Origin of the sequence: Maribacter spongiicola, from assembly GCF_052119685.1 — a bacterium.
Taxonomy (GTDB): domain Bacteria; phylum Bacteroidota; class Bacteroidia; order Flavobacteriales; family Flavobacteriaceae; genus Maribacter; species Maribacter spongiicola_A.
The window spans coordinates 22,107-37,023 of sequence record NZ_JBGQOO010000016.1 but is presented as its reverse complement, the minus strand read 5'-3'; the positions used below and the strand labels follow the sequence as shown (position 1 = coordinate 37,023).

At 35.2% G+C, this 14,917-nt stretch carries 13 protein-coding genes; 8 read left to right on the top strand and 5 right to left on the bottom strand.

The window, feature by feature from the left end; genetic code table 11:
• The first annotated feature begins 14 nt into the window (after positions 1–14).
• The 6 genes from ACEN2N_RS17545 to ACEN2N_RS17520 all read left to right on the top strand — a co-directional run bounded on the left by ACEN2N_RS17545 (position 15) and on the right by ACEN2N_RS17520 (position 9,887).
• Positions 15–1,445 carry an SLC13 family permease gene (locus ACEN2N_RS17545; RefSeq protein ID WP_441825538.1) on the top strand — a complete coding sequence of 477 codons (1,431 nt, stop codon included), beginning with the start codon at positions 15–17 and terminating at the stop codon, positions 1,443–1,445.
• Positions 1,446–1,639: 194 nt separating this feature from the next.
• Entirely contained in the window at positions 1,640–4,129 is a 2,490-nt protein-coding gene (locus tag ACEN2N_RS17540; protein ID WP_441825537.1) for a zinc-dependent metalloprotease, read from the top strand.
• Positions 4,130–4,309: 180 nt separating this feature from the next.
• Entirely contained in the window at positions 4,310–4,489 is a 180-nt protein-coding gene (locus ACEN2N_RS17535) for a hypothetical protein (protein WP_133688013.1), read from the top strand.
• A 162-nt stretch (positions 4,490–4,651) separates the two neighbouring features.
• Positions 4,652–5,107 (top strand): hypothetical protein, encoded by a 456-nt coding sequence (locus ACEN2N_RS17530; RefSeq protein ID WP_441825536.1) that lies wholly within the window; start codon positions 4,652–4,654, stop codon positions 5,105–5,107.
• 254 nt (positions 5,108–5,361) lie between these two features.
• Positions 5,362–9,291, top strand: a complete 3,930-nt coding sequence (locus ACEN2N_RS17525) for a DUF2194 domain-containing protein (RefSeq protein WP_441825535.1) — start codon at positions 5,362–5,364, stop codon at positions 9,289–9,291.
• A gap of 221 nt (positions 9,292–9,512) precedes the next feature.
• Positions 9,513–9,887: a hypothetical protein gene (locus ACEN2N_RS17520; RefSeq protein ID WP_441825534.1), complete on the top strand. Its 375-nt coding sequence runs from the start codon at positions 9,513–9,515 to the stop codon at positions 9,885–9,887.
• On the opposite strand, the gene hemL is transcribed toward ACEN2N_RS17520, so the two are convergent.
• Genes hemL through ACEN2N_RS17500 form a run of 4 tightly spaced genes read right to left on the bottom strand, consistent with a single transcriptional unit; the run spans position 9,884 to position 13,253 of the window.
• Positions 9,884–11,164: a glutamate-1-semialdehyde 2,1-aminomutase gene (gene hemL, locus ACEN2N_RS17515; RefSeq protein ID WP_441825533.1), complete on the bottom strand. Its 1,281-nt coding sequence runs from the start codon at positions 11,162–11,164 to the stop codon at positions 9,884–9,886. The genes ACEN2N_RS17520 and hemL overlap by 4 nt on opposite strands.
• 18 nt (positions 11,165–11,182) lie before the next feature.
• A complete protein-coding gene (locus ACEN2N_RS17510; RefSeq protein ID WP_441825532.1) occupies positions 11,183–12,010 on the bottom strand; it encodes a glucosaminidase domain-containing protein in 828 nt (275 codons plus the stop codon).
• Positions 12,007–12,912: a 1-aminocyclopropane-1-carboxylate deaminase/D-cysteine desulfhydrase gene (locus tag ACEN2N_RS17505; protein ID WP_441825531.1), complete on the bottom strand. Its 906-nt coding sequence runs from the start codon at positions 12,910–12,912 to the stop codon at positions 12,007–12,009. The genes ACEN2N_RS17510 and ACEN2N_RS17505 overlap by 4 nt, the downstream gene beginning before the upstream one ends.
• An 11-nt stretch (positions 12,913–12,923) precedes the next feature.
• Complete coding sequence (locus tag ACEN2N_RS17500) at positions 12,924–13,253, bottom strand: hypothetical protein (RefSeq protein ID WP_441825530.1); 330 nt, start codon at positions 13,251–13,253, stop codon at positions 12,924–12,926.
• Positions 13,254–13,449: 196 nt separating this feature from the next.
• Here ACEN2N_RS17500 and ACEN2N_RS17495 point away from each other — a divergent pair, with 196 nt between their 5' ends.
• Together ACEN2N_RS17495 and ACEN2N_RS17490 are read left to right on the top strand one after the other, a co-directional pair.
• A complete protein-coding gene (locus ACEN2N_RS17495) occupies positions 13,450–13,608 on the top strand; it encodes a DUF5522 domain-containing protein (protein ID WP_441825529.1) in 159 nt (52 codons plus the stop codon).
• A 73-nt stretch (positions 13,609–13,681) separates the two neighbouring features.
• Positions 13,682–14,254: a DUF4136 domain-containing protein gene (locus tag ACEN2N_RS17490; RefSeq protein WP_441825528.1), complete on the top strand. Its 573-nt coding sequence runs from the start codon at positions 13,682–13,684 to the stop codon at positions 14,252–14,254.
• A 58-nt stretch (positions 14,255–14,312) separates the two neighbouring features.
• Here ACEN2N_RS17490 and ACEN2N_RS17485 read toward each other — a convergent pair whose 3' ends face one another.
• Positions 14,313–14,780 carry an Lrp/AsnC family transcriptional regulator gene (locus ACEN2N_RS17485; RefSeq protein WP_441825527.1) on the bottom strand — a complete coding sequence of 156 codons (468 nt, stop codon included), beginning with the start codon at positions 14,778–14,780 and terminating at the stop codon, positions 14,313–14,315.
• Between the last annotated feature and the right edge of the window lie 137 nt (positions 14,781–14,917).

Sequence of the window (14,917 nt, the reverse complement as noted above, 5' to 3'; positions counted from 1 at the left end):
CAAAACCAACCAGCATGAATTTAAGTAGCAAAATAGGCCTGTTCGCAGGTCCTATCATATTTTTTGTAATCCTTTTTTTACCCAATGTACTTATCTCTGAAAATGCAGATGCCGTAATTGCTGTTGCACTGTGGATGGTTATTTGGTGGGTTACCGAGGCGGTTTCTATTTCTGTAACCGCACTACTACCCCTTCTTCTATTTCCTATTTTAAAAATAATGCCAATTGGCGATGTTGGCGCAAACTACGGAAGCCCCATAGTTTTTCTATTCTTTGGCGGCTTTGTCATGGCATTAGCGTTAGAAAAAGTTAACCTTCATAAACGCATTGCCCTAAACATTATTAGACTTACGGGTACAACAGCTAATAAAGTGGTGCTGGGTTTTATGATTGCCACCGCCGTGTTAAGTATGTGGATCAGTAACACCGCGAGTACCGTAGTTATGCTACCCATTGCCATGTCGGTAATTAATCTATTGATCGAAGATGAAGACGGATTTACAAAACGAGATAGAAACTTTGCTTTAAGTGTGATGCTTGGTATTGCTTTTGCCGCTAATGCCGGTGGTATTGCAACTGTTATAGGCACTCCGCCAAATTCAGTTCTCATTGGCTTATTGGAAAATGAATACAATATTGAAATATCATTTCTTAAATGGATGATCATAGGGCTTCCGTTTTCCGTAATCATGATTAGTATTTGTTATTTTGTATTGGTGAAGGTCTTTTTCCCTACTCACGGCTTAAAATTTAAAGCGTCAAAAACTATTATTCACGAAGAGCTTGACAAATTAGGTCCTACCTCTGGAAAAGAAAAAATGGTTCTTTCCATATTCGGAGTTACTATTTTCCTTTGGGTATTTAGAACTTTGATCAATTCCATATTTCCGAGTTTGGGGTTATCAGATACACTGATCAGCATGTTTGCGGCCATAACGCTATTCGCACTCCCTTATAATCTCAAAAAAGGTGATTTTATATTGCAATGGCAAGATACCCAAAAGCTCGCATGGGGAATTTTAATTCTATTCGGTGGCGGACTCTCGTTAGCCAACGGTATGTCGGTTTCTGGTATTGTAGATTTAGTAGCTGAAGTTATCGGGCAAAGTGATTTGAGTATTCTACTCACCGCATCTTTATTGATTATACTAATGTTATTTATGACAGAGCTAATGAGCAATGTAGCCCTTGTCGCCGTACTTGCCCCAGTAGTTGCAGGTATTGCGATTGGTCTTGGCATACCCATCACTTATTTATTGATACCTATTACTATTGCCAGTAGCTGTGCTTTTATGTTACCCATGGCGACACCACCAAATGCCATCGTATTTGCCAGTGGCTATATTAAGGTTCATGAAATGGCGCGCGCAGGTGTCATCTTAAACTTAATTGCAGTACTATTATTAATAGGTCTATTTCAATTTGTTCTTCCGCTCATATTTTAAAGTCCCCTAAAAAAAAATAAAGCCCTTGCAGATGCAAAGGCTTTATAATCGACTAATTCAGAAATGAAAAAATGTTTATTCCTACTTAATAGACGCCTTTCTCTGGTTATTGTTACAAATAGCCTTAAGAAATTATTAACTATTTGTTCCAGATATTATTTCAATCTTTGAAAGATTACCAAACTAACTCACAAATGAAAAGAAAATTACTCGTAAAATTATTACTCTTTGTATGTGTTTTCGGCTACCAAAATGCCGAAGCTCAAATTTTTAAAAAGAAGAAAAAAGATACTGAACAAGAAGCCAGCAAAACATCAAAAGACAAAATTCAACCTTACAATAAGGTTATTACAAAAGATGCTGTTAGCGATACGGGACTTTTTACTACCCACGTAGTTGACGAGAATCATTATTTTGAAATTCCCGACTCATTATTCAACAAAGAAATGTTGATGGTAAGCCGTATTTCTAAAACTGCCTCAGGCATCGGTTTTGGTGGCGGAAAAATAAATACCCAGGTTCTACGATGGGAAAAGAAAGATAAAAAAGTACTACTCCGCGTAGTTTCTCATGATGTGGTTGCGGCAGATTCTTTACCCGTACATGAAGCAGTTGTAAACTCGAATTTTGAGCCTGTATTATTCTCGTTTGATATTAAAGCGGTACAAAAAGATTCTTTAAACCCGACTACGGTTATTGAGGTCAATGATATTTTCATCAAAGACACAAAAGCTTTTGGCATGCCAGAGCAGTATCGCAAGCGCTATAAGGTGTCTCGTTTAGATGAAGGCAGAGGGTATATTGAATCAATCAAGAGTTACCCATTAAATGTGGAAGTACGTCACATTAAAACATATTTGGCAAGTGCCGCACCCAGTAACGAAAGTCTAGGTTCTATATCTGTAGAAATCAATAACTCTATGGTATTGTTACCTAAAGAACAAATGAAACGCCGTTATTTTGACGAACGTGTCGGCTGGTTTGCTCGTGGTCAAGTAGATTATGGTTTAGAAGCGCAAGAAAGTAAGACCATTAAATTTCTAGACAGATGGCGTTTAGAAGTGAAAGATGAAGATGCCGAAAAATTCAAGAATGGCGAACTGGTAGAGCCTAAAAAACAGATTATCTATTATGTAGATAGGGCTACACCTAAAAAATGGGTTCCATTTATTAAACAAGGTATAGAAGATTGGCAAATTGCTTTTGAAGCTGCTGGTTTTAAAAATGCTATTATCGCCAAAGAAGCTCCGACCAAAGAAGAAGATCCAGAATGGTCTCCTGAAGATGTACGTTATTCTGTAGTACGTTATTTAGCATCACCAATACCAAATGCAAACGGACCACATGTTAGTGATCCTCGTAGTGGCGAAATATTAGAGTCAGATATCAATTGGTATCATAATGTCATGACTCTTCTAAGAAACTGGTACTTCGTGCAAACAGCAGCTATTAACCCTGCAGCAAGGGGCGTTTCTTTCGATGATGATGTTATGGGTCGTTTAATTCGATTTGTATCGTCTCACGAAGTTGGGCATACCTTAGGTTTACCACACAACATGGGTAGTAGTGTTGCATACCCTGTAGATTCGCTTCGTTCTAAATCATTTACAGAAAAATATGGCACTGCACCATCGATTATGGATTATGCCCGTTTCAACTATATAGCACAACCTGGTGATGAAGGTGCGGCTTTAATGCCAGACATTGGTGTATACGATAAGTATGCTATTCAATGGGGATATAAACCTATACCAAATACCACTGCTGAAGAAGAAAAATCTACTTTAGACAAATGGATCATGGCACATGCAGGCGATCCTTTATATCGCTTTGGACACCAACAGGTAGGTGATATCGTCGACCCTAGCTCACAAACTGAAGACTTAGGTGATGATGCCATGAAAGCTAGCGAGTACGGTATTGCCAACCTTAAAAGGATTGTACCGAAACTTATTGAATGGACAGCCGAAGACGGTAAGAATTATGAAGATCTAGATAAGTTATACGGACAAGTATTTTCTCAATTCAACAGATACATGGGTCACGTCTCTAATAATATTGGCGGCGTTTATGAAAACCATAAGACATATGACCAAGAAGGTGCTGTATATACTGCTGTACCTAAAGAGAAACAACAAAGAGCAATGGCCTTTCTACATGAACAACTTTTTGAAACGCCTATGTGGATGTTAGATCAAGATATTTTAAAGAGAACCGAGTACTCGGGATTTTTAGAGCAAATGCGATCTATGCAAGTTCGTACCTTGAATAATGTATTGAGCTTAGGTAAAATGGCACGATTAATAGAAAATGAAACTATTGATTCGGCGGATGCATACTCACTTACCTTAATGATGAATGAACTAAGAAAAGGTATTTGGTCTGAAACTAAAAACGGGAAAACCATTGATACCTACAGAAGAAACTTACAAAAAGCGCATATAGATCGTTTAGCATATTTATTGACCGCAGAAAATCAAGCGAAAGCTTCTGATTTCGGTGGCTACAGAAAATCAACAGTTGTCAACACTAGCCAATCTGATATTCGTACCATCGCAAGAGCTGAACTAAACATTTTAAAGCGAGATATTAGTAATGCAAGAAATAGAACTTCTGACATGATGACAAAATATCATTACGACGATGTTATTGAGCGTATTAACGTCATTCTTGACCCTAAATAAGAAGTCAAAAAAAGATCGATTAAATGCATCTATCGATGAACAACCAATAACATCGGTGAATGAAATGTATTAACCACATTTTAAATATTCTAGACATCAAAAAAAGCCCATTACACAACAATGGGCTTTTTCGTGCGTTATTCTTTTTTAGATTAGCAATGAATTTAAAACCCCCAAATCATGACCAGTAAATTAAAAAGTCTTATTTATCTAGCTTGTTTCATTTTTGCTTCTGTTGTATATCATCAAAGCACAACTGAAACTAATCAAGAAGAGATTGTAACTAACACTTACGAACAAGAAGCTGATATCGTAATCAACCCTTACAAAACAATGGAGGGAAGAACACCAGCGAATTAACATATTAACAAAATTTACCTACTTAAAAGCGCGGCTACCTACAGCCGCGCTTTTTTATTTTAAGCATTTTACCTAGCCGTTAATGTTTTACTAAAAAGAGGTTCGACTTTAAACCTTTTAGAAATATTCATGTCAAAGAAGCAAATAATAAAAACAATAAACATGAAAAAAATATTAATGGCCATTTTAGTAATGGCGACAATTTCAGCAACTGCTCAAGATCATAATATGAAGGGTAAAAGAGGCGACATGAAAGATTTATCTCCTGAACAGGTGGCTTCCTTACAAACAAAAAAAATGACCTTGGCACTAGATTTAAATGAATCTCAACAGGCTAAAATAAAAACTATTCTTACTGAAGATGCTACAGCTAGAAAAGCAAAAATGGAAGAAAGAAAAGCCAGTAAAGAAGATGGTAAAAAGGTAATGACTTCCGAAGAAAAATACGCAAAGCAGAATGAAAGATTAGATCATCAAATTGTACGTAAGAAAGAAATGAAATCGATACTTACTGCTGATCAATTTGAAAAATGGGAGAAAATGAACCACAGAAAAAAAATGCGTGGCCATGGTAAAGATAAAGGTGGTAAAAAAGGAAAACACTCATCTAAACAGTAAAATCAAATCTAACATAAATAAAAAAGACCTGCTTTTAGCAGGTCTTTTTTGCTTTTAATCGGTTCGTAATTTCTGCTACAACGCACCTAAAATCCAGTAATAAGCACATAAATGATTCATTCATGGATGAATTTGAATACTTAACCAATAAATTTCATGATACTGCTATTATTGAGGTAATTAGTTAGTTCGAATTAAAGACCAAATTAATTTATAACCAGTGGTCTACAATTAGAATTTTAAGATACTAAGCCATGATATCAAAAAAATTAGGTTATTTATTTCTTCTTATAACCTTTAGTTTAGCGACCAGTTGTCAACAAGAACTATACAAGTCTAATAACAAATTCCATATTCCAGAAAAGAGTACCGAAGAACCTCTTGTTCAGTTTCTCATAGAGCCTACAAATTATAGCGCCATTCTCGAAACCGAGAATTTAGCTAAAGCTTTTGACTATTCTAAAATTGCCCATAAAACCTTATGGGTAAACCAATTTAACGAGAAACTGAATATTGCACCAACGACAAGAGTAGTAACAGTTCATGAAACTGCTGGTCTAAGTACTATTGCCATAGACAGTCTATTAAAGTTTGTTTCTAAAGGTGGTACATTATTCGTTACCAAAGCTACTAAAGATGAGCGTTTGTCTTACTTTTTTGGAATGACACCAGATGCCGACTGGAGCACGAACAGAGAAGCTTCTGGACTGTACTTTAACAAAGCTCTTTTTCCTGGTATGCAAGGGCGTAGCTTTGATAACAAAACGGTTCATTTAGGTTTCGACGGGTCAAACTTTTCTAGTAGTGTAAATGTTTTAGTATCCGCACACAATAATGAAGATTATCCAGTTTTAATAGAGAATAGAATTGGTAACGGTAAAGTAGTACTCTACAACTCATCTCAAATTCTTAAAAAAGAAATGAGGGGACTCCTATTTTCAGCGAGTTTATTGGGGTTAGAAGGTATTCCATATCCTATTGCTAACATCGGCACATTATTTCTTGATGATTTTCCTTCTCCTGTATATGATGACCAAGGAAAAGCTATCAACATACAAAACGGCATTAGTAAATCTGAGGTGTTAAAATCTGATTGGTGGCCCAAAATGAAAGAATTGGCAAAAGAAGAAGATCTTAAGTTTACGGCCTATGTCACTTTTAACTCTAATAATAGTAATACGAGCGATGCTAATTTTAAAAGTTGGGACCAAACTGGACTACTAGATGGTAAAAATGAAAATGGCACTAATAAATGGATTACCAATGAATTTACAAATGCCGGTCATGAATTAGGTTTTCGCGGTTATAATGACCTTCCACTTTCTAAAAAATTATGGGAAGACACTGATCTTATCTTAGACAACACTAAAGCTTCAGCATCAAAATGGGAAGATAATGTTTCAAAAACGTTACCTGTTTCTTATGTGGCACCAAACGATCAAATAGACAGCTTAGGTCTTATTACGCTTAAGAAAGGGTTTCCTAGTTTAAATTTCGTGCATACATCATTTTTAGGCGATAAATATGAAGGTGGTGATAGAGAGTTCGACCCAGACCCACTAAATAACCGCTTTTTTGACTATCCGAGATTAAGTAGTGGTTATACCATTTCACAAAAAGAGCAATGGGCAATAGAGTCTACCTATCTATATACGGGCATATGGTCGCATGCATTAAACACAAAAGATGTCTTAAAAATCGGCAGCACCTCAAATGCTATCGGTGAATTAAAAAAACATCTTGTAGATTATAAAAAAAGACACCCATATATTCAATTTTTAACTGCTAAAAAATCTACTGAGGCGGCGATGGATTGGCGTTACCAAAGTATTCGTCATTTAAGTTACGAAGGGCAATATGAGATTTCCAGTTCTTTAAACTCTGATGAAAAAAAAGAATCGTATTGGTTGATGTATGTTGAAGAGCACAATAATGTTAAGATACACGAAAACTTAATTTTTAACGAGATAGAATTTACTTCTGTCCCGTTATTGAATGGCTTTCTTTATAATATAAAAACGAAATCGCCGAATGTCAGTGTTCCAGATATTAGACCAGAAATTAGAACCTTAATCGGTACGACCTCAACCTTAATTACAAACACCAATAGTGATTATAAATCGTACAACAAGAGCAAGCAAACCATGGTTCCTTTAAAGCAAAAAATCGACAGATTGGTTGTTGAGGAAAAAACGGAAGAGGCTACAAATTTGATGGAGAAATTATTTAAGGATAATAAATTCATTAACACCCAACAGATAGTGTCTTACGCCGAAAGTATGGAGAAACAAGGCAAGACAGATGAACTTTGGTCGCAACTAAACGGTTTATACTTAAAGAATCCGTCTAGCTCTTATGCAGATTTTTCTAGAGACATTAGTAGTGTAAGTAATTACCCTTCACCTGCAGTTAAAAAATTGTGGATGGAAAGACAAATGGAATGGGGAAAAAACGACGTTACGATATTAAAAGATTATTTCCAGAATTTTAATACCGAAGACAATTCAAAAATAATTGAACAAGTTTTAGAAGTGATGTACACTTTAGAACCTACCGAGAATAACAAATTGACCTACTACGAATTTCTAGTAAAATCAAATCATGAGGATCTTTTGAAGAAACTTGATGCTATTGAACCATGTAGTATTTCTAATAAAGATTTAGCTACATCAATTAGCCAATTGTATGCCGATAAATTGAATTTTGAGAAAGCTGAATTATGGCAAAAATGTGGAAATATTTCTGCTGAAATTGTTAAAGAATGGAAAGAAAAAACGAAGACTATAGAAAGTAAGAAGTTTACAGATTTCGAGTATTATACAAGATACTTATTAGTAAATGATCCAAATAAGGCAGTCGAGGAATTACAGGATATTGAAACTTGTAGACCTGATCTAATACGGTTATCTAAAAACATTGCCTTATTATTCGCCGAATATGCACAATACCAAAAGGCATTAGACTGGAGCACTTGTACGAACACTATACCTGTGGCAAAATTGCTAGACTGGAATTTAGAATTTGCTAATGGCAGGTATTTAAAACAAGTTTACAAAGACCATATAGAAAAAAATCCAAGAGACTATAATACTATGAACCATATGGTGAAGTTGTTATTGTTAAAAGGAGATGTAAATGCAGCTGGGGAAATTGCCGTAGATATACCACCATCGAAAATTGATCCAGATTTTAAAATTGCTTTTAATAATGAAGTAAAAGCAGAATCTAACGATAAGCAAGCTCTTTACATTAGTAAGTTTAAGGTTTTAATGGATGATGCCATTGTTAAAAAAACAGAGGTTGAAGCAAGAAAAAAGAAAGGGCATTCGATCGGACTTACTTCTTCGGCAATTGCAGATGAATTTAACCCTACGCTATTCAACAACGAATTATTCTTCGGTTTTTATAACAAAAAATTGAATTTTCATAAATTCTCAATTGTTCAAGGTGCCGCTTATTCAGTTTTAAAAGACACCATTGTACCTAATGATATTGATAGAGATTTATTAGGTATTGAATATATGTACAAAACCGAATCTAATAAAAAAAGACCCTTTTTTGTTGGTGCAAAAGTAGAGCTAGATAACTTTAATAAAGTATTCTTCCATATTAAAACGGGAATAAATTTCATTGGTGAAACTAGCAAATCTTCTTTAGCATTAAAAGCAAACCCAGTTACAACTGGCCCAGGGTATAATTTAAACATTTACGACATACAACTAAAAGCAACGCAAGAATTTGAATACTCATCGAATTTAAACCATGAGTTTTATGTTAATGCCGATTACTATACCGATAGTCAATATTATGCCATTGGCGGTACACGGGTCGAATACAACCTTTTAAACATAAACAATTTTAAACTTGGACCATTAGTGGAAGGTGCTTATGGTGTTGGTTCTGAAGACAGAAGAAACGGATTCCCATATTGGTTGACCGAATACAGGCTTTTTGCCGGTGGCGGATTGCAATTTCAACTTGGAAATGATGATTCTGATTTTAACTTAAAGAGTGATTTCTCTCTTTTCGCAGAACAAGATGAAGACAACTTTCAACGGTATGAAGGCGAGTTATCATATAGAATTAAGAATTTTACCACTATTAACTTAAACTACTCTTACTTTACTATTGACCAGTTTTTCTCAAATGCTGTTCAGTTAGGTATTCAGTACAACTTTAAATAGAATTTTAACTAACTCATAAAAAAAAGAGCCCTCAAATGAGGGCTCTTTTGCTTTAATGCAACTAAACAATACTATGCTATTATTTAGAATTTCCACACTACTTATATCGCCGTTGTCTAGACAACAGCACTTTCAAACATAAGTAATAGTATATTTGAATAATTCTTATGTTTTAGCAATAATCATTAGATTGATACTTACTTCTAATTTAAATACGCATCATGAAAATTATACAACTAGTTCTAATATATTTATTTGCCTTCTTAATGCTTGCAGGTGCATTCAATCATATCTACGCACCTGAAACTTATAAAGATTTTATACCAAATTTCATACCTGAACAATTAGCAAATATACTTTCAACCATTGCTGAAGCTATAGTTGGTATTGCTCTAATTATTCCAAAATATAGAAAATGGGGCGGACTAGGTTTTTTTATACTGATGATTATATTCTTACCTATTCATATTTGGGATTTCACTAAAGAAATACCCGCGATTGGGTCGAAGGTTGCAGCCACCGTCCGTATTGCTGTTCAACTATTATTTATAGCTGCCGGTTGGTGGATTTACAAATCTTATCAGTCAAAAGATTAAAATTCTATTTCTTTCAAGGCGCTTATGGTTGCGTCTATATCTTCATAGCTTAAAGCATCGTTAAGAAAATAACTTTCAAAAGCACTTGGTGGCAAGTAAATACCGCGTTCTAACATACCATGAAAATACTTCTTGAAGGTTTCATTGTCACCTTTCGCTGAAGAAGCAAAATCAACTACGGGCTCATCGGTAAAATGAACCGAAATCATACTCCCGTATCGATTAATTTGATGCGCTACCTTTTTTTCTGTCAATACTGCAGCAATACCTTTATGTAGGTATTCTGCCTTATCAGCAAGGCTTTTAAACACTTCTGGGTTATCGTTCAATGCCGTCAACATTGCTAAACCTGCACTCATCGCTAACGGATTTCCACTTAACGTACCTGCTTGATAAACGGGACCATCGGGTGCAAGAAAATCCATTATTTCTGTTCTTGCTGCGAAAGCGCCTACTGGCAATCCGCCACCGATTACTTTACCATAAGTAACAATATCAGCCTTAATATTCAATACTTCTTGAGCTCCGCCTTTCGCTAAACGAAATCCGGTCATTACCTCATCGAAAATTAATAGAATGCCTTCTTGGTTACATAGCTCACGTAGCCCTTTCATAAAGTCGTCCGTAGGTACAATACAACCCATATTACCGGCAATTGGCTCAATGATAATTGCTGCCAACTCGCCTTTATTTGCAGCTACCAATTCTATCACTCCGGCTAAATCATTATAATCTGCCAACAAGGTATCTTTTGCTGTACCTTGAGTAACACCCGGGCTATTAGGACTACCAAAAGTTACCGCACCACTACCCGCTTGAATCAAAAACGAATCTGAATGACCGTGGTAGCATCCGGCGAATTTTATAATCTTGTCTTTACCCGTAAACCCTCTAGCCAAACGAACTGCACTCATACAAGCTTCAGTACCGCTATTTACAAACCTAATTTTATCCATATTAGGCACCATTGAGATAGCCAGTTTCGCAAGATCTGTTTCTATTTCAGTTGGCATACCAAATGAAGTACCGTTCTGTGCCTTTTCTACCACTGCATTAATTACAGGTTCGTAGGCATGACCTAAAATTAATGGACCCCAAGACGCGATATAATCAATTAGCATATTACCATCTTCATCATACAAATAAGCACCCTTAGCTTTCTTAACAAAAATTGGATCTCCGCCTACAGCTTTAAATGCACGTACTGGTGAATTTACTCCGCCAGGTATATATTTTTTTGCCTCTGCAAACAAGGCACTACTTCTTTGATAAATCATTTTTCTAAATTGATTATACTACTTTTTCACTTTAATCGGCTGCCCAATAGACAAATCTGCACTGCGTAAATTATTCAACTGCATTAACTCATCTACACTCAAATAATATTTTCTTGATAAAGAATATAAGGTGTCGCCCTTTTGTACCGTATGTATATTATTTGAATCGTTAGATACTATAGCTGTAGTCGGTTGATAACTACCTTTTCTACCCTGCTTATCGAACTTATGTAACTCATATTTTTCAATTAAATAAATCAGCTTTTGCGGGTATTTTGGATCTGTAGCATACCCAGCTTTTCTAAGACCTTTCGCCCACCCTTTATAGTCGGTGTGTTTTAAATTAAATAGAAACGCATACCTAGATCTTGTTGTCAAGAAGATACTATGGTCTCTAAATGAGTACATAGGATGGTTATATTTTCTAAAGCATTCTCCCTTTTCATCATCGTCATGAAAGTCGTAATCACCTTCCCAACCTTTATGGCACTTTATACCAAAATGATTATTGGTTTTCATTGCCAATTCACCTTTTCCGTTTCCACTTTCTAAAAGTCCTTGTGCTAGGGTAATACTTGCCGGTATACCATACCCCATCATCTCTAACTGGGCGGTCTCTGCAAATGTGTTAATGTATTCTGAAGGAGAATCTATACTGAACCGAATAAACTTTGAAGGCTCTGCAGGCAGATTCGCTTTTGTAACTTTTTTAGAACTCTCGGTACTGGTATTTCTACGTTCGTTTTGAACATTTTTAGTACGTAACTGGTCTGAGTACCTTTTTTTAGATTTACACGATGATAACCCGATACCCACCAACAACACCAATAAAATTATCTTTTTCATATATGCAACAAAGGTAAATTTTTCTTTTTCAGTACACTATTCATGCCAGCAATACCTTGCAAACCGCCTGTATGTATTGCTAAAATTTTTGTTCTAGGTGCAAAAGTATCGCGCTTTAGCATATCGAACAACCCAAAAATCATTTTTCCGGTATAAATTGGGTCTAAAGGAATACCCGTTTTTTCTTTAAACTCATTTATAAATAGAATAAGTTCTTCGGATGTTTTTGCATAGCCCCCAAAATGATAATCGGTCAATAGCTGCCAACGTGTATTGTTTACCATTTTTTCAATTTCATCTTTCAAAAAATCACCTTTCAATGCTGAAAACCCCAATACATTCTGATGCGAAAAAGATGCATTTATTAATCCGGATACCGTGCCACCAGTTCCTACACTGCTACATATCACATCAAACTCCACATCAACTTCGGTAATAATTTCTTCGCAACCTTTTATGGCCAAACTATTTGTACCACCTTCTGGCACCAAATAGAATGCTCCAAACTCATTTCTTAAAGTCTCAATAAATTCTAAACTTTCTTTTTCTCTATAGTCGCTTCTGCTTATGAATTTAAAACGCATTCCGTCATCATAAGCTTTCTTTAATGTAGTGTTTGTTTGCCAAGAATTTTCAAGCTCATCGCCTCGAATTACCCCAATAGCACGAAATCCTTTTTCTTTTGCCGCGTAAGCTGTCGCCGCTATATGATTTGAGTATGCACCACCAAAAGTTAATATGGTATTCTTGCTTTTTCTTGTTGCAGCCAATAAATTATACTTGAGTTTTCTGTATTTATTTCCAGAAATAAAAGGGTGTAGAAGGTCTTCGCGTTTTATAACAAGGGCTACTTGCTTTTCCGCTAATAAAGGATGTTCAACAAGTTGATTGATGCTTTGCAAGTAGGGCGAATTTAACGCCAAAGATATTTAATAAAGCTGAACGTTTTTCGATTCTCTAGATAATCCATATCATTTTCATGTATGTAAGCTTCACGTTCAAAGCTTAAATTTTGGTATGCCTTGTAGGTATCTAAGTAATAAATTGCACGAATTGCCCATTCAAATAAATACAGAATATAAAACGGAAGAATCAATAATTCTTGTTGCTGGCGCAAATGAATTTTCTCATGATTGATCAACACATCATCATTTTTTAAACTTCCATTTTTTAAAAATATAAAGGGCCATAGTGAAAGCCCCACATAATTTTTATAGAAGAAATGTCTAAAAACTAATATCATAGATTTACTTTGGTGATACTATTACAAAGATAAAGCCAAAAATAGGTTGTCAGAAATTTACTGGTTTTTGTTGCCAACAAAACCGTTCAAAGGTCAATATATGGCTTAAGCGCTTTAATAACTATCTTCTAAATAACATGCCTTTAGGTTATCAACAGAAAGAAGTAACTTTATGCTATTAAAAGTTGTTGGTTACATGAAAGAGATAATACCCATAGAGGAAGGTGATTTTTATTGGTCTGAAAACGGATTTAGAGTCTTCACAAAACAATTTCACATTAAACGAGGATACTGTTGTGAAAGCGGCTGCAGACATTGCCCTTATGGCTATGACCCAAAAACAAACATGCAATAAGTTTTAACATACCTCGGCATGATATTTGTAATTAATTTTAATAGAAAATTGAGTACTTAAAAAATATAACGTTATGAAAAACATCAAATTACTTGGCTTACCGCTGCTACTTTTAGTTTTTATTACTTCTTGCTCATCAGTTAGTGTACTTTCTGATTATGACCAAAAAGCAGATTTTAACGGTTACAAATCTTACGCCTTCTATAAAACAGGTATTGATAAAGCACAAATTTCTGATTTGGATAAAAAACGCATTCTAAGAGCCATCGAAACAGAAATGAGTTCTAGAGGATTTGTAAAGTCTGAAACGCCAGATATTTTAGTTAGTATTTTCACCAAAGAACAAGAAAGAGTCGATGTGTACAACAATAACTATGGCTGGGGCGGTGCTTGGGGCTGGGGTTATAACCCGTGGGCATGGGGTCCTGGATTTGGTTGGGGAGGCGGTACGAGCGTAAGCGCAAGTACACAAGGTTCTTTGTATATTGACCTAATAGATAACAAAACAAATGAATTGGTTTGGCAAGGTAAAGGTGTTGGCACACTATCTAACACTAAAAACATAGCTAAAAAAGAAGAACGTATTAGAGAATTTGTTTCTCAGATTTTAGAGCAATACCCGCCTAATGCGGTTGCAATGAAATAACAATAGTACACACTTATAAAAAAGGGTTGTAGATAAATTTATCTACAACCCTTTTTTATTATAGCAACGGAAAGTGAGTATTGTTCTTTACTTCATTCAAAACGAATGCACTTTTAACTCCGCCAATACTTGGCAACGAAGCTATTTTAAACTTAGCAAAATTATAATAGGCATCAAGGTTTTTGACGACTACTTTTAACAGAAAATCAAATTCACCACCTACCACAAAACACTCTACCACTTCTGGGTATTTCATCACTTGTTCAAAGAAATCATCCATCATGGCTCCCTTTTGGGCTTCTAATGAAACAAAGCTAAAGACCGTAATACTTTCTTCAATTTTATCTTTATTTAAGATAGCTACATAGTTCTTTATAAAGCCATCTTGCTCTAATCTTTTAATACGCTCATAAACCGGAGTTTTAGTTAATCCTAATTGTTCTGCAATAGACTTTGCCACCGTCTTGGCATCTTTCTGCAAAATTTTTAATATCTCTCGATCTATATCATCTAATTTCTCCACCATAACTTTTTCCTGTTTAAAGATTATTTGTCTATACAAAAAAGAACTTATTCCTTTAATAATATAATTAAAAAGTAATATTTCCTAATTTAAATAATATTAACAATTAATTGGTCTGCATATAATATATTTAATAGAAA